The following is a 21,796-nucleotide window of genomic DNA, read 5'->3' on the forward strand; positions in this document are numbered from 1 at the left end:
CGCCAAGCGCGTTCTGATGAATCGAGGCCGTGGTCAGGCATTGACGAAACGCCGACCGACCAAGCTTGCTCACCGCCTGCGTGGGCAGGGAGCCGATGTTTCGTGCGGCGGCCTCAGGCGGCGCGCCGCAACACCAGATAGGGCAGTTTCGCGAAGTGCCGACCGAGGTCGAGCCCGTCGCCCTCCGCCGTGATCTCGCCGCCGCCGACCACGTCCACCCACCGGCTGCCGGCCGGCACGGGCAGGACGGTTCCGGCGAAGGCTTCGCTGGACCAACCCGATTCGGACGTCATCCGTGCGACGAGCCTTGGCACCGCGACCAGCAGATCGTCCTCACCCGAAGTGACGGCCGAGCGGGTAAACGCGATGACGTGATCCGCACGCGCGCCTTCAGCCGGCAGCGCACGATAATCCGCATCGGCGTAGAAGGCCGGGCGCGCAGCCCGGTCGGCGAGCAACCGAGCCAGCGTCGCCTGCTTCACGCGTCCGTCCGGCCAGGAACCGATCAACGCGTCCGGCGTGCCACCGGCCTCAAGCGCCCGAGCCCGCTCCTCGTAATTGACAGGCCGACGGTTGTCGGGATCGACGAAGGAGAAGTCCCAGAACTCGGTACCCTGATACGTGTCCGGAATGCCGGGAAGGGTGCATTTGAGGACCGTGCGGCCGAGGCCCGCGATCATGCCGAGGAAGGCGAGACGACGCACGAGCGGCCGCAGCCGATTGAGGCAATCCGAGCCGGGCACGACCAGGGCCGCAAAAAGCGCGTGGACGGCGCTTTCGTAGCCCTCATCGACATTGACCCAGCTCGACCGGCGCTTGCCCTCGCGCAGGGCCTTCTCGGCATAGGCGTCGAGGCGTTTGCGGAAATCCTCGATCGCGTCCGGGTCGTCACCGTCCAGAAGCTCGAGCGGCCATGCGCCGAGAATCGCTTGCAGGAACATCCACTGGTCGTTCGGGTCCGGTGCCGGCTCGCCTTCGACCTGCTTGATGAGCGGCTCGGACGCGCGCCGCCACGTATCCCAGGCGCGGGCCCATTCCTCCGGCAGTTCGGACAGGGCGAGCTGGCGCGTGCGGGCATCCTCGCCGCGCTTGGTGTCGTGGGTGGCCGTGGTGATCATCGCGTTCGGCCAGTCGCGAGCCCGCGCCGCCTGAAGCGCGTGGAAATGCTCCGCGTCGAGGCCGTACTCGCCGGGATCGCCGCCGACCTCGTTGAGGCCGAGCAGTTCGACGAAGCGATAGAACAACGTGTCTTCCAGGCTTTTCGCCATCACCGGACCGGTGAGCTGCTGGAAGCGGCGGCGGAAGCGCAGAACCACCTGCTGATCCGGGTGACCGGCACTGCCGAGATCGATCCGGCCGAGCAAGGCATCGGCGGCGAAGTCGTGTACCGAACGATCCGGCAAGGCGCTCCAGCGCTTGGCCTTGCGCACCGCGCCCTCGATCAGACGGACATCCTCGGCCTCGATCTCCGTCTCTTCGAGATCACCGGGCAGGTAGGAGCGATAGACGGGAAAGCGCGCCACGATCTCGATCAGCGCCCGACGGATCGCATTGGTGGAGAAGTCGCGGGTGCGCCGGTCCGAATCGGCGATCTGCTTGAGATCGCCGGTCATCACCTCGAGTTCCGAGGCGAAGCTGATCTCAAGAATCTCCGCCTTTGCGGCGCGGAACTGGAAGCCGTAAGGCTCATCCATATCGGTGGCCCACCGATAGAACTTCTCGATGCGCGGCTTCAGCGCCCGATCGACCAAGATGCCGTCGAGCTGATTCAGGACATCGTAGCCGGTGGTGCCGGCAACCGGCCAATCGCGCAACTTCTCGCCGGGCTCGAGGATCTTCTCGACAACGATATAGAAGCCTGGACCGACGGCGGCCTGGAGCGCACGGGCATAGCCCAACGGGTCGGCAAGCCCGTCGATATGGTCGATGCGCAGGCCGTCGATCCGGCCCTCGCCGATGAGACGGAACAGAAGGTCGTGCGAGCGGACGAACACGTCCGACAGCTCGACGCGCAGGCCGGCCAGCGAGTTCACGTCGAAGAAGCGACGGTAGTTGATGTCGCTGGACGCGATCCGCCAATGCGCGAGCCGGTAGGATTGCTGTTCGAGCAGCCGGTGCAGCGGCCCGAAGCTGTCGGGATAGTCCCGGTTGCCGTTGAGAAGGTGCAGCGCCCGGTAGATCGAGGCTGCGATCTGCGGGGAGGCACGCACCGTGCCCGCCAGCTGGCGCTTCAGCTCCTCGGCGGCCTCCGGCATGGCACGGCGGCGCTCGAGATTGGTCTCCTCACCCATGGCCCGCAGGCGCTCGGTGATGGAGAGGACTTCCGCCGACATATCGTCGCCGATCTCGCCGAGCGCGGCGAGCGCCCGGTTGAGGATCGTCGGGTATTGCAGCGGGCAGATCGGAAACTGGTGCTCGTAGTGCCAGATGCTGAAGGCGCCGGCCGCCTCGTCGAATTTCAGCTCCAGCGTGCCCTTCTCCAAAGCCTCGCCGTACCGCTCGCCGAGGAAGGGGATGACGAGCTTACCGTTGGCGCCGAGCCGCTCCCAATCGATGTCGAAGGCGTTGGCCGCGGGCGAGAGACCGCCCCATTCGAGCACCGAGAGCCACCACGGATTGTCGGCGCCGCCGACACCCATGTGGTTCGGCACGATGTCGAGGAGCAGCTTCAGGCCATGGGCGTGGAGCGCATCGGTGAAGCTGCGGAAGCCCTCCTCGCCGCCGATCTCCGGATTGATCTGGGAGTGATCGACGATGTCGTAGCCGTGGGTCGAGCCCGGTCGTGCCCGCTGCAGCGGCGAGGCGTAGACGTGGCTGATGCCGAGCCTCGCGAGGTACGGGACGGTCTTCTCTGCATCCGCGAAGGTGAAGCCCTCGTGGAACTGCAGGCGGTAGGTCGCCCGCGGTGGGGCCGAAGCGAGGCGCGCGGCGCCCGAGCGCGGACCGCGCTCCTCCGCCGAGAGGGCGGCGGCGAGCTTGGCGAGCGGCCCGCCGGGCGCGGCGATGGCTTCGAGGTTTCGGTCGAGCTTGCGCCGCCAGTTCGGATAACCCTCGGTCGAGCCGGGCACGTTGGCCTGCGACAGCTCTCCGACGACGTCTTCGTACTGCACGGCGGTCAGGATGGACGGCGCGCGGGCGAGATAGCGAGCCGCCGCTTCGAGCGGTGCGTGTTCCGGCGGCTCGGAACTCGGCAGGAGCTGCTGGGCCGCCAGCGCCTCCGACAGGCGCCAGCGCTCGGCGACGCGCTCGGTGCGCTCCGTCTCGGCCCGTTCGGCATCGTAGAGGCCCAACGATTGCCGGGTATCGGTATCGACGCCGCGCCACCAGCCGACGAAAGTCGGGAGGTCGTGGGTGGTGATCGCGGTCAGCGCATCCTTCGGATAGGCCTCAGGCGCCTTGAAGGCGCCGCCGGGCTCCCGCTCGAAAGCGAGGATGCGGTAGCTGAGGATACCCGACTGCATCAGCGCATCGGAGAAGCCCTCCGGCGCGGTGCCGAGATCCTCGGCGATGACGAGACACTTGGAGCGGTGGCTTTCCAGCCGCAGCACGGCCAGCATCGGCTCGAAAGGCATCGCGACATAGGCACCCTCGCGCGCCGACCGCCCGAGCGGAATCAGGAACAGCCGTGCAAGCTGGAAGGCGTGGTCGATGCGGATCGCGCCGGCATGGCGCATGTTCGCCTTCACCAGGGCCCGGAAGGCCTTCAGGCCGTCGCGCTCCATTTCGAGCGGGTCGAAGGCCGGCAGGCCCCAGTCCTGGCCCTTGGGCGCGAGCAGGTCAGGCGGGGCACCGATGGAGACGCCGTTGGCGAAGCGCTCCGGATGCGACCAGATTTCTGAGCCACCTCGGTCGGCGCCGACTGCGAGATCGCGATAGAGGCCGAGCCGCATGCCCGCCGCCAGTGCCAGCTCGGAGGAGGCCTCAAGCTGGCTGTCGGCAAGGTACTGCAGGAAGACGTGGTAGAGGATCCGCTCCGCGTGCGTCTCGGAGAAGGCCCGCACGGCGTCGGTGCCGGCGCGGCGATATTCCTCCGGCCAATCGCCGAGCCAGTGCGCGCCCTTGGCCCGGAAATGTTCGGAGAGCGCGTCGAAGGTGGCGTGCGACGTGAGGTTCTCGCCGCCTTCCTCGCGAAACGCCGCGAAACCGGCATCCTTGCCGGCTCGCGCGTCGGACGTCTCCCAGTAGGCTTCGAGGATAGGCGAAAGCACCTCCCACACGCCGGCATGATCGACGAGCGAGGTGTCGCGTAGCGTCTCGATGCGGGCGCGATGGCTTTCCAGGATCTCGGCGGCGCGGCTTCCGGCAAAGCCCGGCAGCGCACCCGGCTCGATGTAGAGGGTTTCGAGGAAGAGGCGCGAGGAAGGCGAATAGGGTGAGATCTTTGCCCGGTCCGTGGGAAACAGGGCGTGGGCCGGGCTGAGCCCGAGGAACGAGGCACCGCGCAAGGCCGCATCGCGGGCGGCACGGCCGGCATCCGCGTAGGTGCCGATGCCGAGATTGCTCGGCGAGCGCAGGCCGTAGAGCTGGGCGGCGAGCCCCCAATCGCGGGCGCCGTCCTCGGCATAGGCGCGCGGGCGCCAGCACCGCTGCGGCGCCGAGACGATCCAGGCCTGGGCCCGGCGGTCGCCGACCGTGGCGGTGAGCCTGTGATAACCCGGCGTCAGCGGCGGCAGGTCGAACCCTGCGCCGTCCTCCGATGCCGTCAACGTGGCACGGCCCTCGCGGGACCGGTCGTGCTCGTCCACCAGCCGCCACGCGACGGCGCCGGAGGTCACGCCCATCCGTACCGGCACGCGCACGCCACGCCGTGCCTCGGCCGCCAGAAGCGGCGGGATCACATTGGAGCGTACCGCCTCGACGGCGGCGAGGCTGCCGCGGATCGCTTCGTCGTCCGCTGCTGAAAATCCGAGGGCTTCGAGCATGCCGCGGCGCACATCGAGCGGCGTCTCGACCCGCTTCCCGAAAGCATCGGTGAAGCCGTCGGCGATGCCGACGAGGTCGGCGAGGCGTTCGAGATCACTCACGTTCGCGGCACTCACGTCAGAGAGGTTCACTTGCTGCCACCAATCAGGAAGACGCCTGTCCAGGACGGCAGTTGCAACGCCTGTCGCACGGCCCCGCTCGACCAGATCACCTGGCCGCCGTCGGCGTCCGCCGAGAATTCCGCGTCGCCGACATTGGCGATGAAGCGCAGCCAGCCGTCGGCGTAGCGCCACGTGCAATCCACGACACCCGGCGCCGGTATCTTGGCATCGGCCCCGAGGTAGCGGCTCTTGGTGAGGGGCACCACGCTCTGCCGACGGATCTGGAGGATGTTTCGGGTGTCGGCCCAGACCGCGCGATGCGGCTCGGTCTCGGCCTCGTCCCAGTCGATCTTCGAATCCTCGAAAGTCCGAGCCTCTGTCGGATCGGGGATCACCGACGTGTCGTCGGCAAAGGCCGCGAAGCTCTTGAACTCCCGGCGCCGCCCTTCGCGCACCGCCTTGTTCAGTTCCTCATCGGGGGCGAAATCCACGAAGAACAGGAACGGCGTGGAGGCCGACCATTCCTCGCCCATCCACAGCATCGGGATCTGCGGCGCGAGTAGCAGTCCGGCGCGGGCGAGCGCCAGCTTCTTAGGGTCGGCGAGGTGGCTCAGGCGCTCGCCGAGCGCACGGTTGCCGACCTGATCGTGGTTCTGGAGGAAGGTGACGAAGGCCGAAGGCGGCAGATGCGCCGAAGGCTCGCCGCGCGGGTGGTTGTCGAGGGTCGGGAAGGGCTCGCCCTGATAGGCGAAGCCCTCCGCAAGGCAGCGGGCCAGATGCTCGACCGGCTTGTCGGCGAAGCTCTCGTAGTAGCCGGCATCCTCGCCGGTTAGCAGCACGTGCCAGCAATGGTGCAGGTCGTCCGCCCACTGCGCGCTGTGGAGCACGGGGGACGCGTTGTCGTCGCGCTCCAGCCAGCGGGCCTGGTTGGCCTCGTTCTCGAGGATCAGGTGGACGTGCCGCTCCGGGAAGGCCGTGCGGATCGTGTCGCCGAGTTCCGCCAGGAAGTGCTTCTCGGAATCGTCGAGGATCGCATGCACCGCGTCGAAGCGGATGCCGTCGAAATGGTACTCCTTCAGCCAGTAAAGCGCGTTCTCGATGAAGAAGTCCCGCACGACCGGGCCCGATTCCTTACCGTCGAAATTGATGCCGGCGCCCCACGGCGTCTGATGACGCTCGGTGAAGAAGGTCTTGGCGTAGGAATGCAGGTAGTTTCCGGCCGGGCCGAAATGATTGTAGACGCAATCGATCAGCACCATCAGGCCCTTGGAATGGGCGGTGTCGATCAGGCGCTTGAGGTCGTCCGGGCGGCCATAGACCGCGTCCGGGGCATAGGGCAGCACGCCGTCGTAGCCCCAGTTGCGCGTTCCCTTGAAGTCGGCGAGCGGCAGCAGCTCGATCGCCGTGACGCCGAGATCGACCAGATCGTCGAGGCGCTTCTCGAGCCCGGCATAGGTGCCCTCGGGCGTCGCCGTGCCGACATGCACCTCGTAGACGATGGCCTCTTCCCAGGGCCGCCCCGTCCACTCACCGTCGGACCATGCGTAGGCGCCGGGGTCGATCACCTCCGACGGCGCGGAGACGTCCTCGGGCTGGAAGCGGGAGGCCGGGTCCGGCACTACGAGGTCGCCGTCGATGCGGAAGCCGTAGCGCGCGCCGGCCGTCACCCCCGGAAGCGTCGTCCGGCGCCAGCCTTCGCCGACGTCGGGGATCGGATGATCCGTCCCATCCACGACGAGGGTCACATCCCTGGCGGTCGGTGCCCAGAGGGCGAACCGCACACCGTCCTCGGCAAACTCGCTGCCGAATCGCATCGTATGGGCGCGCCGCATCAGGCCACCGGTCTCCGCTGGAATAGGAATCGATCGTCGCTCAAGCTGGGCGGCCGCTTCTGTGTCTCACAAGGCGCCCGGCGCCGGCTTGTTCCCAGACCTGGCAGTTATGGCGTCATCAGCCTGCGGCAACCGCCCGGTGTGACGGAATCGCTGCACTGCACACAGATTGAGCCGGACAAGCGAAGGGCTCCCCGCCGTTGCCGACGGGGAGCCCTCTAAGATCGAAGTGATCGGCCTGTGCCGGCAAGCCGGCTCTCGCGAATCAGGCGCCGATGGTCGGGCCACCGCCTTCCGAGCGGCGCTTGGCCATGAAGGCATCGAACTGCTCACGGTCTTTCGCCCGCTTCAGTTCCTCCACGAAATCGGTGAAGGCGCGGCTCTCTTCCTGGAGAGCACGGCGGCGTGCTTCCAGGCGCTCCAGTTCGGCCCGCCGATACTCCTCGAAGGCCCAGTTGCCGGACATGGCGCTGGTGCCGGAATACCCCTTGGCGGCCTCGAAGGCGCGGGCGAAGCGCGACCGGCCATCGCCGCCCGCGAAGCTGAAGCTGCCGCTGTTGGCGAACTCCTTCATCTGGCTGAAGGCGGGATAGCCCGCGATCTTCCAGGCGACGTAGGCGACGGCGACCGGCCACCAATAGACGAACGCGACGACGATCGCGCCGATTTCGAGGGAACGCTTGGGAAAAGGGCCGCTGCGGTGAGACGCGCCGCAGGACCAGGGAGAGGTGGAGGACGTGTTCACGGCTGAGGACTCCGGGGTGTGAATGTGAACAACATTCACATGCGGACCCGCCTCGGGCGTTTCAAGGGCGCGGCGACTAAACCTTATCTTTCGTCCGCTCACCGGCGCCATGGACGAGGGCGAGAACGCCCGCGCGCAGCAGTTCGTACTTGTCCGGTCCGGGCTTCGGCAGTTGGCCCGCCGCCGACAGCGTGGCGATGCCGTGCGAGAGCGCCCAAACCTCGAGCGCGAGGAAGCGCGGGTCGACGCCGTCGAAACCGTCGGGGAAAGTCGCGCGAAGGGCTTCGACGAGAAGGTCGAATGGGTTTGGCCGTTCGGGAGCGTGAGCAGGGACTGCCTGGCCGCGCACTTCGAAAATCGCCGCGTAGTAGCCCGGCTCCTCTTCGGCGAAGGCAAGATAGGCTTCGCCCATGCGGGTGAACCGCTCGAGCGGCGTTCCGCGGCCTGTCAGGGCCCGCGCCAGCCGGTCGGCGAGGTCTGCGAAGCCGCGGCCCGCCACTTCCTCCAACAGGGCCTCACGCCCACGGAAATGGCGGTAGAGCGCTGCGGGCGTCACGCCGACCAAGCGGGCCGCGTCGACCAGCGTAAAGCCGCCGATCCCTCGCTCGGCGATGAAGCGGCGCGCAGCCTCGATCAGCGCCTCTTTGAGGTTGCCGTGATGGTAGCTGCGCCGGTCGCCCGGTCCCTCGCGCCACGGTCGCACCCGATCCCCCTCCTTCGCGCAAACCGATCGGCGTGCGGTTGCAACCGATGAAAAGCCTCACCGGTCCCGACGCGCGACCGCACTTCGCCGGCGTCGGAACCGCTCCGGCCTTTTCTCCCGAGACGGTCTACGAGTCGACCATCTTTTCCACCAGTTCGGCTTGACGTCGCCGCGATCTTGCAATGTTATAAAGTAACAATTCTGACGTCACCCTAGCGGATGGACCATGCCTGAGACCACTTCCCGCCTGCCCGTCACCGTGCTGTCGGGCTTTCTCGGCGCCGGCAAGACGACGGTGCTCAACCACGTCCTCAACAATCGCGAGGGTCGGCGCGTCGCGGTGATCGTCAACGACATGAGCGAGGTGAACATCGATGCCGACCTCGTCCGCGACGGCGGGGCCGATCTGTCGCGCACGGATGAGCGGCTCGTGGAGATGACCAACGGCTGCATCTGCTGCACCCTGCGCGACGACCTGCTAGCCGAGGTTCGCCGCCTCGCCGCCGAGGGGCGCTTCGACTACCTGCTGATCGAGGGCACCGGTATCGCCGAGCCATTGCCGGTCGCGAGCACCTTCTCCTTCCGCGACGAGGCCGGCGAAGCGCTCAGCGACGTGGCGCGGCTCGACACGATGGTGACCGTGGTCGATGCGGTGAACCTCCTCAAGGATTACGGCTCGAACGACTTCCTGCGCCAGCGCGGCGAGACCGCGGGGGCCGACGACACCCGCACCCTGGTCGATCTGCTGGTGGAGCAGATCGAGTTTGCCGACGTCGTCGTGATCAACAAGGCGCGCGACGTCTCGCCGGATCACCTCGACCTCGTGCGCTCGGTGGTGCGGGGCCTCAACGCGGATGCGCGCATCGTCGAGGCGTCCCATGGACAAGTGCCGCCAGGCGCCATCCTCGATACCGGGCTGTTCGACGAGGAGAAGGCGCAGGAACATCCACTCTGGTTCAAGGAGCTCTACGGCGCGCACGAGCACGTGCCGGAGACCGAGGAGTACGGGATCAGCTCCTTCGTCTACCGGGCGCGCCGGCCGCTCGACCCGCAGAAGTTTCAAGCGTTCGCCAACACGACCTGGCCGGGGCTGATCCGGGCGAAGGGGCACTTCTGGCTCGCGACCCGGCCCGAATGGGTCGGTGAATTCTCGCTTGCCGGCGCCGTGGCGCATATCGGCGCGATGGGTTTCTGGTGGGCGGCAGTGCCGCGCCAGCGCTGGCCGGAGGAAGAGGTTTTCCGCGAGCGGCTTCACACAGTCTGGAGCGAGGTCTGGGGCGACCGCCGCCAGGAACTCGTCTTCATCGGCCGCAGCATGGACCGGAACGCGATCACCGTCGCCCTCGACGCCTGCCTCGTCGGCCCGGCCGAAGTCCGGCGCTTCGATGCGGACGCCTATCGCGACTTGCCCGATCCCTTCCCGGCGTGGCGCAGGGCGGCGGCCTGAGCGGAGGATTGCACGGGATGGGCTTCGTTAGCCTGAAGGATTGGCGTGCCCGGTCGGCCGGGCTGGCGCAGGCAGCATCGCGCGCAAAGGCTCTGCTTCATCCGGCATTCGGGTTGAGCGAGGCGGACGCCCTGTCGGTCAACGAGATCGCCTGCCCCGACCCCGGCTGCCCGGACGTCGAGACGGTAGTGCTGGTAATGCGGGCCGGCGAGCCAACGCGGGCCTTGCGCTTTCGTGGCCCGCTCGATGACCTGGATGAGGCCGCCGCCCGAGCGCTGGCTGCGGAGGAGGCCGGGCTTCGTGCGCTTTGAAGCCGGCTTTCATCATTCCGTCTTGGTCGGCGTGGGAGTAGGCCAGGGGCCAACACCGATCCCGCCCTGGCCCGAGTCCGGACATGAGTATCAAGCTAAGACCGCTGGAGCGCGAAGACCTCCTCTTCGTGCATCAGCTCAACAACAACGACAGCATCATGCGATACTGGTTCGAGGAGGCTTACGAGTCCTTCGCCGAACTTGCGCAGCTCTACGAGCGCAACATCCACAATCAGACCGAGCGGCGCTTCATCATCGCCACGGAGCGCAGCGAACCCGCGGGCATGGTCGAGCTGGTGGAAATCAATCACCTGCACCGGCGCTGCGAATTCCAGATCGCGATCCACCCCGACCATCAGGGGAAGGGCTACGCCAAGCGCGCGACCCGCATCGCCATCGATTACGCCTTCAAAGTGCTCAACATCCACAAGCTTTACCTGCATGTGGACAAGGACAACAAGCGCGCGGCCGGCATCTATGAAAGCTGCGGCTTCCGCCCGGAGGGCATTCTGAGGGACGAGTTCTTCGTCAATGGCCGCTACCGCGACGCGGTGCGCATGTGCCTATTCCAGCCCCACTATCTCGCCGAACGTGGCGCGGGCGACGTGGCCGAGCCGGTGCTCAAGACCTGACACGGTCGCAAAACGAAAACGGGCCCCAAGGGGCCCGCTCCATCCGTCATGAAAATACGTGAGTCTTACCGGTACGGGTTGCCGTAGCGCGCCACGTAGGAGGTCGGGTCGATCGCGTCGATGGCCGAGAAATCGACATTGCGGATCGCCGTCGAGCGCGCACCGATGAACGGTCCGTTGGTGATCGGATCGGGAAGGAAGCCCTCGCCGTAACGGTCGCTGCGCCCGTAGGGCGGGTTGAGCTGGTTCGAGGCGGCGATGAGGGCCGGGTTGGTCGCCGGGTTCGCCACCGAGCCGTTGCCGGGCTCGACCACGTTGCCGGCATCGAGCCAGGAGCGCGGCTTGATGCGGATCGGCAGCGGCTGGCTCACACGCACGTAGCCGGGGTTACCGTAGGGGCCCTGGGCCTCAGCACTGGTTCCGAAGCCGATCGCGGTGAGGGTCATGGCGCCCATCAGGGCGAGCTTGGAAAAGCGCATGGCGTACCTTGTCGTGTGAGAGGCGACCGTACGGGCCGTTCGTTAAGAATCCCGCTTGTTGCAGAGTAGACGTTCTGGCGTGACCGTTGTTCCCGGAATATGGCCACGCTCGATCATTTTCGCCGCGTTTTTGCCGCATTGTTTCTCGCTGGCGCCTCGGCGACGGCGATCGAGCCGGTGCTGTCGCCCGGCAACGCCGCGGTGGCCTCTTCGGTCCGGCATGCGTTCGCACCGGTGAGGGCATCGGCGCCCAGCGCCGCCGTCACACGGCCGGCCAGGGTGATCCGGTCGATGGCACAGGCGACGGCGCGCGGCTCCGGCGTCTGTCCGAGGATGCCGCACAGCCAGCCGTCGATCGCCACCGCCTTCAAGTCGAGGCTGCGGAAGCCCGTACAACTGCGCTTGCCCGCCGCCGCCAGCGTCGTCTCGACGGTCTCGAAACTGCCGAGGGCAGTCCCGACGATGCCGCGCTCTCCAGTACGGATCACGGAGAGGCCGCGCCCGTCGGCTGCCCGGCGCACCAGGGTCACGAACAGGCTGGCACCGGGCTCGGGCCGCCCGCCCGCATCGGTGGCCGTGAGGAGGAGATAGGGCGCCTCGATGATGTCGAACGCGCCCTGGCTCACGCTGTCCTCACGCTGCCCGTTGCCGGAATTCCAACGCGTCGGTCCAGGTTGTGGCGGCAACTCGGCCGCGTCGTTCCGCAACGTCAGCAGCGGCTCCGTCGCGGCCATCGCCCGGCGTGCGCCCTCGGCCGCCCGCGGCGGCTCGCTCCAAGCCTGTGGCGGCTCGGGCGCAACGGCCCGGTCGCGGGCGACCAGGGAGAGGCCGGCGATCAGGGCCGCGCTGGCCGCAAGCTTGGCCGCCAGCCGCATGCGGCGGAGGGGCCGGGGGCGGGGCAGGTCTTGGCGAAGCAGATCTTGGGAATCGTCCGATCTGTCGAAGGCGTCGTCCGGGTGGGGGAGCATGCGCAGGCCTTTGTCGGGTCCGCGGGGCCGCAGGGGCCCTCGCCGTTGCCCGATCTTTGCCCCGGCTCTCGCCACCAGCGGGTTGAGGAAGCACCGCCTGTCCTCGGATTCCTCGTCCGATGGTGAATGCCGGGTTGCCGCTCGCATCGTCCTGTCACGACCGCACGGCTGCTGGCGGCACGCGCCCCTTGACAGGTGAGCACGCCGGGCATCTTGCTCCGGGTGCTTCGAGAGCCCACCTCGGCGATGAACCGGGTCGGGTTCCTTAGCCTATGGAATCTTCCCGAACCAAGGGCCCGAGCGGTGCGTCCGCCGGCGACGGGAAGAGGCGGTCCGGTGTTATCCGGCCTGCGCAGCGGAGTTTGGTGAGATGGGTTACAAGGTCGCCGTCGTCGGAGCCACGGGCAATGTGGGCCGCGAGATTCTCGACATCCTGGCCGAGCGCGCCTTCCCGGCCGACGAGGTCGTGGCGCTGGCCTCCAGCCGGAGCCTGGGCCAGGAAGTCTCCTTCGGCGACAAGATTCTCAAGGTCAAAACGCTCGACACCTACGACTTCTCCGACACCGACATCTGCCTGATGTCGGCCGGCGGCGAGACGTCGAAGGAGTGGAGCCCGCGCATCGGCCAACAGGGCTGCGTGGTGATCGATAACTCGTCCGCGTTCCGCTACGACGCCGACGTGCCGCTGATCGTGCCGGAGGTGAATGCCGACGCGGTCGCCGGTTTCACCAAGCGCAACATCATCGCCAACCCGAACTGCTCGACCGCGCAGCTCGTCGTCGCGCTCAAGCCGCTCCACGAGGCGGCAACCATCAAGCGCGTCGTGGTCTCGACCTATCAGTCCGTTTCCGGCGCCGGAAAGGAGGCGATGGACGAGCTGTTCAGCCAGACCCGCGCCGTGTTCACCGCCGGCGAGGTGGTGACGAAGAAGTTCACCAAGCGGATCGCCTTCAACGTCATCCCGCACATCGATGTGTTCATGGAGGATGGCTACACGAAGGAAGAGTGGAAGATGGTCGCCGAGACCAAGAAGATGCTCGATCCCAAGATCAAGCTCACGGCGACCGCGGTGCGCGTGCCGGTCTTCATTGGCCATGCCGAGGCGGTGAACGTCGAGTTCGAGCGTCCAATCACGCCGGAGCAGGCGACCGAGATCCTGCGCGCGGCGCCGGGCGTCCTCGTGATCGATAAGCGCGAGAACGGCGGCTACATGACCCCGCATGAGGCGGCTGGCGAGGACGCCACCTACATCTCCCGCATCCGCGAGGACGCCACGATCGAGAACGGCCTGAACTTCTGGTGCGTTTCGGACAACTTGCGCAAGGGCGCGGCGCTCAATGCGGTGCAGATTGCCGAGGTGCTGGTGAACCGCAAGCTCCTGAACAAGGCCAAGCAGGCGGCCTGAACGCTCTCTCTGTCCTGATGACGCAAAGCGCCGTCCCATCCCCGGGGCGGCGTCTTGCGTTTGGAGCCATCATCCGAAGCGAGAATGTAATCCAGTCTTCTTGTGGGTAAATTTCCCACATAAAGCGGAAACAAACGGCGTTCAGAGGCGGCACATGCCCGCGCTCGACCTCCGCCGAATCGACGACCGCCCGACACCGCGCCCCTCCTGCCAAGAGGTCATCGTCGTCATCCTGCTGCTGGCTTGGATCGCCGCAATCCTGGCCACCGAGCATGGGCCGGCGCAGCTCGCCCCGCCGCTGGTGCCCTACGGGGCCGCCGACGCGACCGCTTCGAGCGCGGCGATGTCGCCGCCGCCGATCAGGGGCAGGTGAGCGGTGATGCGCTCTACCGGCCAATCCCACCACGCCACGGCCTGAAGGCGTGCGGCTTCCTCTTCCGAGAAACGGCGGCGGACAATCTTCGCAGGGTTGCCGGCGACGATGGCGTAGGGCGGCACGTCGGCGGTGACGACGGCATGGGCTGCGACCACCGCGCCGTCGCCGATCGTCACGCCCGGCATCACGGTGCTGCGAAAGCCGAGCCAGACATCGTTGCCGATCACGGTGTCGCCCCGGCTCGGAAAATCGAGCTCCCCCGCAAAGCGCCCGATCCAGTCGCCGCCGAAGATCGGGAAGGGATAGGTCGAGAGGCCGTCGAGGCGGTGGTTGCCGCCGTTCATCAGGAAGCGCGTCTCCGCGGCGATGGCGCAGAACTTCCCGATCACCAGCCGATCTCCGATGAAGGCGAAGTGGTAGAGAATCGCGTCGAGAAAGGCCTGCGAGCCAGCCGGATCGTCGTAATAGGTGTAGGCGCCGGCCTCGACATTCTCCGGCAGGTCGAGGTTGCGGATGAAGGTGACGCGGCTGTGCCCGGCCATCGGGTGCAGCGCATCCGGATCCGGTCCGATCGTGGGTGCCGGCAAGGTGCCTCTCCTCTCGCGTGCGATGGAGCCGGTGTTCGCAGCCGGTGATGGCCGGAGCGCGGCATCCGGAACGTGAGATGACGCCTGGAAGCGCTTGAATTCGCCACGCAGCGGGGTTAAGTCACGGCTCAACATTTCTGGTGCAGTCGATAGGCTGCTTGCGGGAGTGGGCCCCCCGGGGTCCGCTCTTTTTTATTTTCGCGAGCACCTCCAGCGCTGGATTTGCCAAGCTTAACCCCGATCGAGACCTTCGGAAAACGACAGCATGGCGGAGCCTACCGAGAAACGTCTTGTCAGCGAGACCGGCGCCGCCGCGCGCGTCGCCCGGATCGTCGAGGGACCGATCGAGGGCCTCGGCTTCCGGCTGGTCCGGGTGAAGATCTCGAACACCAACGGCTGCACCCTGCAGATCATGGCCGAGCGGCCCGACGGCACGATGGGCGTCGATGAGTGCGAGGCCGTGAGCCGTGCGATCTCGCCGATCCTCGATCTCGAAGATCCGGTCGGCGGCGCCTACTATCTCGAAGTCTCCTCGCCCGGGATCGACCGGCCCCTGGTGCGCGTTTCCGATTTCGAGCGCTGGGCCGGATACGAGGCCAAGGTCGAACTTGCCGTGCCGATGGACGGGCGCAAGCGCTTCCGCGGCATCATCGGGGTTCCGAGTGCGGACGGCGCCACGGTGCCGATCGACCTTCCCGACGTGAAGCCGGGCCTTCCGAGCCGCATCGACGTGCCGCTGCGCGATCTCGGCGAGGCGCATCTCGTCCTTACCGACGACCTGATTCGCGAATCGCTCCGCCGTGGCTCCGCCCCGCCGCAGGACGGCGAGGAGATCGATGACGTAGAGGACGCGGAGGCCGAGGACGAGGCGCCGCAGGTACGCTTCATCCCACAGCCGAAGCGGCCCAAGCCCAAGGCGGACAAGAAGGGCGACAAGCCGGTGAAGGCGAAGAAGCCCAAGCCCGGCGGCGGCATCGTCACGAAGGCCGCCCGCCTCAAGAACCGCGACACGCTTCACTGATCCCGCGGCATCGCTTCGGGCAGCCGGTTCCGGCGCCGTCGCGATGCGAAAAGACCTTGAGAGTAAGCCCGCTCCCGCAGCGGAAGACACGACCGAAGAAGGACCAGACCCCATGGCTGTCGTCAGCGCCAATCGGCTCGAACTCCTGCAGATCGCCGAGGCCGTGGCCCGCGAGAAAGTGATCGACCGCCAGATCGTCATCGAGGCGATGGAAGAGGCGATCGCGAAGGCGGCCCGCTCCCGCTACGGCGCCGAGACCGACGTCCACGCCGAGATCGATACGAAGAGCGGTGCGCTGCGCCTGTCCCGCCACCTGCTTGTGGTCGAGCAGGTCGAGAACGACGCCCGCGAGATCACCCTCGATCAGGCCCGCCGCTACAACCCCGGCGCCCTTATCGGCGACGTGATCTCCGATACCCTGCCGCCGTTCGATTTCGGCCGGGTCGCCGCGCAATCGGCCAAACAGGTCATCGTCCAGAAGGTGCGCGACGCCGAGCGTGCCCGCCAGTACGACGAGTACAAGGACCGCATCGGCGAGATCCTCAACGGCGTGGTCAAGCGCGTCGAGTACGGCAACGTCATCGTCGATCTTGGCCGCGGCGAGGGCATCGTCCGCCGCGACGAGATGATCCCGCGCGAGACCTTCCGTCCCGGCGACCGCATCCGCGCCTACCTGTTCGACGTGCGCTCCGAGGTGCGCGGACCGCAGATCTTCCTCTCGCGCTCGCATCCACAATTCATGGCCAAGCTGTTCGGCCAGGAAGTGCCGGAGATCTACGACGGCATTGTCGAGGTGAAGGCGGTCGCCCGTGACCCTGGCTCGCGCGCCAAGATCGCCGTCATCTCCCGCGATTCCTCGATCGACCCGGTCGGCGCCTGCGTCGGCATGCGCGGCTCCCGCGTCCAGGCGGTGGTCGGCGAGCTTCAGGGCGAGAAGATCGACATCATCCCGTGGTCGGAAGATCAGGCGACCTTCATCGTCAACGCGCTGCAGCCGGCCGAGGTCGTGAAGGTGGTGCTCGATGAGGAGGCCGACCGCATCGAGGTGGTGGTGCCCGACGACCAGCTCTCGCTGGCCATCGGCCGCCGCGGCCAGAACGTGCGTCTCGCCTCGCAGCTCACCGGCTGGGACATCGACATCCTGACCGAGGCCGAGGAGTCGGAGCGGCGCCAGAAGGAGTTCGCCGAGCGCACCCAGGTGTTCATGGAAGCGCTCGACGTGGACGAGACGGTCGGCCAGTTGCTGGCGGCGGAAGGCTTCCGCAACGTCGAGGAAATCGCCTTCGTCGATGTCGCCGAACTCTCCAACATCCAGGGCCTCGACGAGGAGACCGGTGCCGAGATCCAGGCCCGTGCCCAGGATTACCTCGCCCGCATCGAGCAGGAGCAGGACGACCGCCGCCGCGAACTCGGCGTCGAAGACGAACTGCGCGACATCGACGGCATCACCACCGCGATGATGGTGGCGCTGGGCGAGAACGAGGTGAAGTCCGTCGAAGACCTCGCCGGCTGCGCGACCGACGATCTCGTCGGCTACACCGAGGGCCGCGGCCCCGAGGCCGTGCGCCATGCCGGCTACCTCGACGGCTTCGAGCTGTCGCGGGCCGAGGCCGAGGCGCTCATCATGGAAGCCCGCCTGAAGGCCGGCTGGATCGACGCGCTGCCGGAGCCGGAGGGTGAGGCCGCCGAGGGTGACGCGCTCGACGGCGACGCGACCGAGGAAGTGCCGGCCGAACCGCAGCAGGCTTGAGCCGGAGGAACGGAGACACAGTGCAGGACATGATTGCGCAGGAGGGCACGGACGGCGAATCGGCCGAGACCGGCCCGGATCTCGACCGTGGCCCGGGCCGCGGCCGGGAGCCTGTGCGCACCTGCATCATCACCCGTACGGCGCAGCCGCCCTCGGCGATGATCCGCTTCGTGCTGGGGCCCGACGCCACCGTCGTGCCGGATCTGCGCGCACGCCTGCCGGGTCGCGGCGCATGGGTGACCGCGACGCGAGCGACGATCGAAGGCGCGGTCAAGCGCCGTGCCTTCAACCGCGCCTTCAAGACCAATGAGGCGAAAGTCTCGCCCGATCTCCCCGATCAGGTTGCCGAGGGGCTCCGAACCGACATGCGTCAGGCCCTGGCGCTGGCCAACAAGGCCGGTTGCGTCGTTACCGGCTTCGGCAAGGTCGAGGCGGCGATCGGCGGAGCCGTCGGCGTCGCGGCGGTGATTCATGCCAGCGACGCCGCTCCGGACGGTCGGCGCAAGCTCGCGGCTGCCTTGCGGCGGCGCTACGGCGATGCCATATCGGTTATTCCCGTTGTCGATGACCTGTCCAACACCGAATTGGACATGGCATTGGGCCGGGATCATGTGATACACGCTGCCCTTATCGCGGGAGCCGGCACTACCGGCTATCTCGCGCGTTGGCGTCGGTTCCGCACCTTCGAGGGTATGGCGTCGGCGTCTGAAGAGGACGCCCCGCTTGCCGCTGGCGCGACCGCCTTCGATTCGCACGACGACGAATTGACATGACACTCGGCCGGGCATGCCCGCCGCCGGCCGATGGGACGATGGAAACCCTCAGGGTTCAGACTGAATGAGCGATACGAACAATCCGGGTGACAAGACGCAGACCAGAGCCCCCTCGAAGCCGTTGACGGTCAAGCGTCCGGTCGAGCAGGGCACGGTCCGTCAGAGCTTCTCCCACGGGCGGTCGAAGTCCGTCGTGGTCGAGACGGTGAAGCGGCGTACGATCGGTGCCGCGCCCGGAGCGGTCGCGCCCCGTGAGCCCACCGCACCGCCGCCGCGTCCGGCTTCCGTGGCACCCGCGCCGGCTCCGGCCGCGCGTCCGGCTGGCCGAAGTGCCTCCGGCGTCGTGCTGCGCACCCTGAGCGAGCAGGAGCGGGATGCCCGCGCCGCCGCCCTGGCTGATGCGCAGCGCCGCGAGGCCGAAGCCCGTGCGCGCGCCGAGGCCGAGATTCAGGCCCGCCGCGACCGCGAGGAAGCCGAGCGCCGCGAGCGTGAGGCGGCCGAGGCCCGCCGCCGCGAAGAGGATGAGCGGCGTCGCCAGGACGATGAACTCCGGCGCAAGGCCGCGGAGGACTCCCGTCGCCGCGCCGAGGAAGAGGCTGCGCGCGTCGCTGCCCAACCCGCCGCCGAGGCTGCACCCGCCGCTGCCGCCCCGGCGGCGCCGGAGCCGGTTGCCGCTGCTGCGCCGACCCCGGCCGCGACCGCAGCCCCGGTCTCTCGTCCGGCTCCCGCCCCCGCGCGTCCGGCTGCCGCTCCGTCGGTGGCGCGACCGAGCGCTGCGGCGCAGCGTCCGTCTGCCACTGGCGCCCGTCCCGGTGTCCGTCCGAGTCCTTCGGCGGCCCGTCCGGCCCCGCAGCCGCCGGCCGAGCCGCGGCGGACCATCACGGCGGACATCAAGAAGCCGCGCGACCTGAACTTCATGGCGCGCCCAGCCCCGGCACCGGAGCCCGAGAAGGCGCCGAGCCCGACCACCGCCGCTCGCCCCGCGGGTCCGGGTGCCGCCGCGCGTCCCGCCGGCCGTCCCGGCGCTGCTGCGGCCGAGGAGGAGTCGGATACCAAGCGGGTGATTCGTCGCCCCGGTATGCCGCTCAAGATCATTACGCCGCCCAAGACGCCGAAATCGCCGGGCGGCGACCGTAACCGTGGCCGCCTCACCATCGCCAACGCAACAGCGGGCGAGGAAGAGCGTACCCGTTCCGTGGCCTCCTTCCGCCGCCGTCAGCAGCGGATGAGCGGGCACCGGCACGAGGAGCCCAAGGAGAAAATCGTCCGCGACGTGACAATTCCTGAGACGATCACCATCCAAGAACTCGCCAACCGCATGTCCGAGCGGGCGGTGGACGTCATCCGTCTGCTGATGAAGCAGGGCCAGATCCACAAGATCACCGACGTGATCGACTCGGATACGGCTCAGCTCATCGCCGAAGAGATGGGCCACACGGTCCGCCGCGTCGCCGAGTCGGACGTCGAGGAAGGTCTGACTTCCGACGAGCCGGATCTGGAGGAGGATCTCGATCCGCGTCCGCCGGTCGTCACGATCATGGGTCACGTCGATCACGGCAAGACGTCGCTGCTCGACGCGATTCGTGCGGCCAACGTCGTCGAGGGTGAGGCCGGCGGCATCACCCAGCATATCGGTGCCTATCAGGTGGCGGCGCCCTCGGGCGATCTCGTGACCTTCATCGACACCCCCGGCCACGCGGCCTTCACCTCCATGCGCGCCCGTGGCGCCAAGGTGACGGACATCGTTGTGATCGTGGTGGCGGCCGATGACGGCGTGATGCCCCAGACCGTCGAGGCGATTCAGCATGCCAAGGCGGCGGGCGTCCCGATGATCATCGCCATCAACAAGATCGACAAGCCCGATGCGAACCCGCAGCGGGTGCGCACCGAGCTCCTGCAGCACGACATCCAAGTGGAGTCGATGGGCGGTGAGACCCTCGAGTTCGAGGTGTCCGCCAAGACCGGCGACGGTCTGCCGGAGCTTCTCGAGGGCCTTCAGCTTCAGTCCGAAATCCTGAACCTGCGCGCCAACGAAAAGCGCGACGGCGAAGGCACCGTGATCGAGGCTCAGCTCGACCGTGGTCGCGGCCCCGTCGCCACCGTGCTCGTGCAGCGCGGCACGCTGTTCACCGGTGACATCGTCGTCGCCGGCGCCGAATGGGGCCGCATCCGTGCCCTCATCGACGACACCGGTAAGCATGTGCCCTATGCCGGCCCATCGGTCCCGGTTGAGGTGCTCGGCTTCAACGGCACGCCCGACGCCGGCGACCGCGTGGTCGTGGTGCCAAACGAGGCCCGCGCCCGCGAGGTCACGGAATACCGCGCCCGCATCAAGCGCGAGCGCCTGAACGCCCGCACCGGCGGTGCCAACCGCTCGCTCGTCGACATGATGCGCGAGGCCAAGGAAGGCGCCAACCGCAAGGAGCTGCCCATCATCATCAAGGGTGACGTGCAGGGTTCGGTCGAGGCCATCAACGGCGCGCTCACGGCCCTCGGCAACGACGAAGTCGGCGTTCGCATCCTGCTCTCGGGTGTCGGCGGCATCACCGAGTCGGACATCACGCTTTCCAACGCCTCGAAGGCGGTGGTGATCGGCTTCAACGTGCGCGCCCACAAGGAGGCCCGCAACGCGGCCGAGCGCGACGGCACCGAGATCCGCTACTACAGCATCATCTACGACCTCGTGGACGACATCAAAGCCACGCTGTCGGGCATGCTGCCGCCGACGCTCCGCGAGGAGAAGCTCGGCGAGGCGCAGATCCTGCAGATCTTCGACGTGTCGAAGGTCGGCAAGATCGCCGGTTGCCGGGTCATGGAGGGTGTGGTCCAGCGCGGCGCCCATGTCCGCCTGCTGCGCAACGACGTGGTGATCCACGAGGGCAAGCTGTCCCAGCTCAAGCGCCTCAAGGACGACGCCAAGGAAGTCACGGCCGGCTACGAGTGCGGTATGTCCTTCCAGAACTACCAGGACATGCGCGTGGGCGATTTCATCGAGTGCTTTAACGTCGAGGAAATCAAGCGCACGCTCTGAGCGGCCCTTCCCTACCGCTCTTCCTTACGGGGCCGCGGCGAAAGCTGCGGCCCCCTTTGTTTCCAGGCACCCGCCTGATGGTTCAGCGACGTCGATCAGCCGATGGCCCAAAAACAGACTCCCTCCGGCCCCACGCAGCGCCAGCAGCGCGTGGCCGAACTCATTCGCCACGCTCTGGCCGAAGTGCTGCAGCGTCGTGATATTCAGGATCCCGTGCTCGACTCGCATGTCGTCACCGTTCCCGAGGTTCGGATGTCGCCGGACCTCAAGCTGGCCACCGCCTACGTCATGCCGCTCGGCGGGCAGGACGAGGCCCCGGTGATCGCCGCGCTCGAGCGGCACAAGAAGATCCTCCGCCAGGAAGTGGCCCGGCGGGTGAACCTGAAATTCGCGCCCGACTTGCGTTTCCGGCGCGACGAGACCTTCGACGAGGCGGCCCGGATCGACCAGATCCTGCGAAGCGAGAAGGTTCAGCGGGATCTGGAAAGTGCGCCTCGCGAAGACGACGAGGGCGAACCGGATTCGCCCTCGCGCGATTGATCACCATCCGGGGGCTGACGTTGCTCCGCCCCTTCGCCCAACGGGCCGCGTGACGGCCCCCTGATGGGCTGAGCCGCTCAAGAGCCTCGTCCTGGAGATCGGATCCAGGGCGATGCTCCCCGCTTTTGTTTTTGCATCGTTTTGTCCGACAGCCAGTGGCCACCTGTCGGGA

General features: G+C 67.7%; 17 protein-coding genes. 10 read left to right on the forward strand and 7 right to left on the reverse strand.

Annotation, left to right across the window (positions count from 1 at the left end):
* Positions 1-113 precede the first annotated feature (113 nt).
* The 4 genes from J2W78_RS15430 to J2W78_RS15445 form a co-directional block, all read right to left on the reverse strand.
* Positions 114-5,054 (reverse strand): malto-oligosyltrehalose synthase, encoded by a 4,941-nt coding sequence (locus J2W78_RS15430; RefSeq protein ID WP_253371883.1) that lies wholly within the window; start codon positions 5,052-5,054, stop codon positions 114-116.
* Positions 5,051-6,856 (reverse strand): malto-oligosyltrehalose trehalohydrolase, encoded by a 1,806-nt coding sequence (gene treZ / locus J2W78_RS15435; protein ID WP_253371885.1) that lies wholly within the window; start codon positions 6,854-6,856, stop codon positions 5,051-5,053. The genes J2W78_RS15430 and treZ overlap by 4 nt, the downstream gene beginning before the upstream one ends.
* 265 nt (positions 6,857-7,121) lie before the next feature.
* Positions 7,122-7,601: a DUF2852 domain-containing protein gene (locus J2W78_RS15440; protein WP_253371887.1), complete on the reverse strand. Its 480-nt coding sequence runs from the start codon at positions 7,599-7,601 to the stop codon at positions 7,122-7,124.
* Positions 7,602-7,677: 76 nt separating this feature from the next.
* Positions 7,678-8,304 (reverse strand): TetR/AcrR family transcriptional regulator, encoded by a 627-nt coding sequence (locus J2W78_RS15445; protein ID WP_253371889.1) that lies wholly within the window; start codon positions 8,302-8,304, stop codon positions 7,678-7,680.
* A gap of 226 nt (positions 8,305-8,530) precedes the next feature.
* On the opposite strand from J2W78_RS15445, the gene zigA reads away from it, so the two are divergent.
* The 3 genes from zigA to speG all read left to right on the forward strand — a co-directional run bounded on the left by zigA (position 8,531) and on the right by speG (position 10,694).
* Positions 8,531-9,751: a zinc metallochaperone GTPase ZigA gene (zigA, locus tag J2W78_RS15450; protein ID WP_253371891.1), complete on the forward strand. Its 1,221-nt coding sequence runs from the start codon at positions 8,531-8,533 to the stop codon at positions 9,749-9,751.
* Between the two features lie 17 nt (positions 9,752-9,768).
* Positions 9,769-10,062: a hypothetical protein gene (locus J2W78_RS15455; RefSeq protein ID WP_253374055.1), complete on the forward strand. Its 294-nt coding sequence runs from the start codon at positions 9,769-9,771 to the stop codon at positions 10,060-10,062.
* 83 nt (positions 10,063-10,145) lie between these two features.
* The gene (gene speG, locus J2W78_RS15460) at positions 10,146-10,694 is read left to right on the forward strand and encodes a spermidine N1-acetyltransferase (protein ID WP_060770138.1); all 549 of its coding nucleotides are present in this window, start codon (positions 10,146-10,148) and stop codon (positions 10,692-10,694) included.
* A gap of 65 nt (positions 10,695-10,759) precedes the next feature.
* On the opposite strand, the gene J2W78_RS15465 is transcribed toward speG, so the two are convergent.
* Both J2W78_RS15465 and J2W78_RS15470 read right to left on the reverse strand, forming a co-directional pair.
* Positions 10,760-11,173 carry a hypothetical protein gene (locus J2W78_RS15465; RefSeq protein ID WP_253371893.1) on the reverse strand — a complete coding sequence of 138 codons (414 nt, stop codon included), beginning with the start codon at positions 11,171-11,173 and terminating at the stop codon, positions 10,760-10,762.
* Positions 11,174-11,286: 113 nt separating this feature from the next.
* Positions 11,287-12,141, reverse strand: coding sequence for a hypothetical protein (locus J2W78_RS15470; protein WP_253371894.1), 855 nt, complete (start codon positions 12,139-12,141; stop codon positions 11,287-11,289).
* Between the two features lie 370 nt (positions 12,142-12,511).
* On the opposite strand from J2W78_RS15470, the gene J2W78_RS15475 reads away from it, so the two are divergent.
* Both J2W78_RS15475 and J2W78_RS15480 read left to right on the forward strand, forming a co-directional pair.
* Positions 12,512-13,546 (forward strand): aspartate-semialdehyde dehydrogenase, encoded by a 1,035-nt coding sequence (locus J2W78_RS15475; RefSeq protein ID WP_253371896.1) that lies wholly within the window; start codon positions 12,512-12,514, stop codon positions 13,544-13,546.
* A 154-nt stretch (positions 13,547-13,700) separates the two neighbouring features.
* Positions 13,701-13,919 (forward strand): hypothetical protein, encoded by a 219-nt coding sequence (locus J2W78_RS15480; protein WP_253371898.1) that lies wholly within the window; start codon positions 13,701-13,703, stop codon positions 13,917-13,919.
* On the opposite strand, the gene J2W78_RS15485 is transcribed toward J2W78_RS15480, so the two are convergent.
* The gene (locus J2W78_RS15485) at positions 13,853-14,464 is read right to left on the reverse strand and encodes a CatB-related O-acetyltransferase (RefSeq protein ID WP_437178560.1); all 612 of its coding nucleotides are present in this window, start codon (positions 14,462-14,464) and stop codon (positions 13,853-13,855) included. The two genes, J2W78_RS15480 and J2W78_RS15485, sit on opposite strands and share 67 nt — an antisense overlap.
* Before the next feature lie 310 nt (positions 14,465-14,774).
* Between J2W78_RS15485 and rimP the strand changes: the two genes are divergently transcribed.
* From rimP to rbfA, 5 genes are all read left to right on the forward strand, one after another.
* A complete protein-coding gene (rimP, locus tag J2W78_RS15490; RefSeq protein WP_253371903.1) occupies positions 14,775-15,530 on the forward strand; it encodes a ribosome maturation factor RimP in 756 nt (251 codons plus the stop codon).
* A 112-nt stretch (positions 15,531-15,642) separates the two neighbouring features.
* Positions 15,643-17,280, forward strand: coding sequence for a transcription termination factor NusA (gene nusA / locus J2W78_RS15495; RefSeq protein WP_253371905.1), 1,638 nt, complete (start codon positions 15,643-15,645; stop codon positions 17,278-17,280).
* Positions 17,281-17,309: 29 nt separating this feature from the next.
* Positions 17,310-18,053, forward strand: coding sequence for an RNA-binding protein (locus J2W78_RS15500; RefSeq protein ID WP_253374056.1), 744 nt, complete (start codon positions 17,310-17,312; stop codon positions 18,051-18,053).
* A gap of 64 nt (positions 18,054-18,117) precedes the next feature.
* Entirely contained in the window at positions 18,118-21,084 is a 2,967-nt protein-coding gene (gene infB, locus J2W78_RS15505) for a translation initiation factor IF-2 (protein WP_253371907.1), read from the forward strand.
* Positions 21,085-21,186: 102 nt separating this feature from the next.
* Positions 21,187-21,624, forward strand: coding sequence for a 30S ribosome-binding factor RbfA (rbfA, locus tag J2W78_RS15510; RefSeq protein WP_253371909.1), 438 nt, complete (start codon positions 21,187-21,189; stop codon positions 21,622-21,624).
* Positions 21,625-21,796: the final 172 nt, after the last annotated feature.

Origin of the sequence: Methylorubrum extorquens (assembly GCF_024169925.1) — a bacterium.
Lineage (GTDB): Bacteria > Pseudomonadota > Alphaproteobacteria > Rhizobiales > Beijerinckiaceae > Methylobacterium > Methylobacterium extorquens_A.

Excerpts from the sequence above, each read along its gene's own strand:
- treZ (WP_253371885.1), bottom strand. The coding sequence starts at position 6,856 with ATGCGGCGCGCCCATACGATGCGATTCGGCAGCGAGTTTGCCGAGGAC.
- zigA (WP_253371891.1), top strand. The coding sequence starts at position 8,531 with ATGCCTGAGACCACTTCCCGCCTGCCCGTCACCGTGCTGTCGGGCTTT.
- J2W78_RS15455 (WP_253374055.1), top strand. The coding sequence starts at position 9,769 with ATGGGCTTCGTTAGCCTGAAGGATTGGCGTGCCCGGTCGGCCGGGCTG.
- speG (WP_060770138.1), top strand. The coding sequence starts at position 10,146 with ATGAGTATCAAGCTAAGACCGCTGGAGCGCGAAGACCTCCTCTTCGTG.
- J2W78_RS15465 (WP_253371893.1), bottom strand. The coding sequence starts at position 11,173 with ATGCGCTTTTCCAAGCTCGCCCTGATGGGCGCCATGACCCTCACCGCG.
- J2W78_RS15470 (WP_253371894.1), bottom strand. The coding sequence starts at position 12,141 with ATGCTCCCCCACCCGGACGACGCCTTCGACAGATCGGACGATTCCCAA.
- J2W78_RS15475 (WP_253371896.1), top strand. The coding sequence starts at position 12,512 with ATGGGTTACAAGGTCGCCGTCGTCGGAGCCACGGGCAATGTGGGCCGC.
- J2W78_RS15480 (WP_253371898.1), top strand. The coding sequence starts at position 13,701 with ATGCCCGCGCTCGACCTCCGCCGAATCGACGACCGCCCGACACCGCGC.
- J2W78_RS15485 (WP_437178560.1), bottom strand. The coding sequence starts at position 14,464 with ATGGCCGGGCACAGCCGCGTCACCTTCATCCGCAACCTCGACCTGCCG.
- rimP (WP_253371903.1), top strand. The coding sequence starts at position 14,775 with ATGGCGGAGCCTACCGAGAAACGTCTTGTCAGCGAGACCGGCGCCGCC.
- nusA (WP_253371905.1), top strand. The coding sequence starts at position 15,643 with ATGGCTGTCGTCAGCGCCAATCGGCTCGAACTCCTGCAGATCGCCGAG.
- J2W78_RS15500 (WP_253374056.1), top strand. The coding sequence starts at position 17,310 with ATGATTGCGCAGGAGGGCACGGACGGCGAATCGGCCGAGACCGGCCCG.
- infB (WP_253371907.1), top strand. The coding sequence starts at position 18,118 with ATGAGCGATACGAACAATCCGGGTGACAAGACGCAGACCAGAGCCCCC.
- rbfA (WP_253371909.1), top strand. The coding sequence starts at position 21,187 with ATGGCCCAAAAACAGACTCCCTCCGGCCCCACGCAGCGCCAGCAGCGC.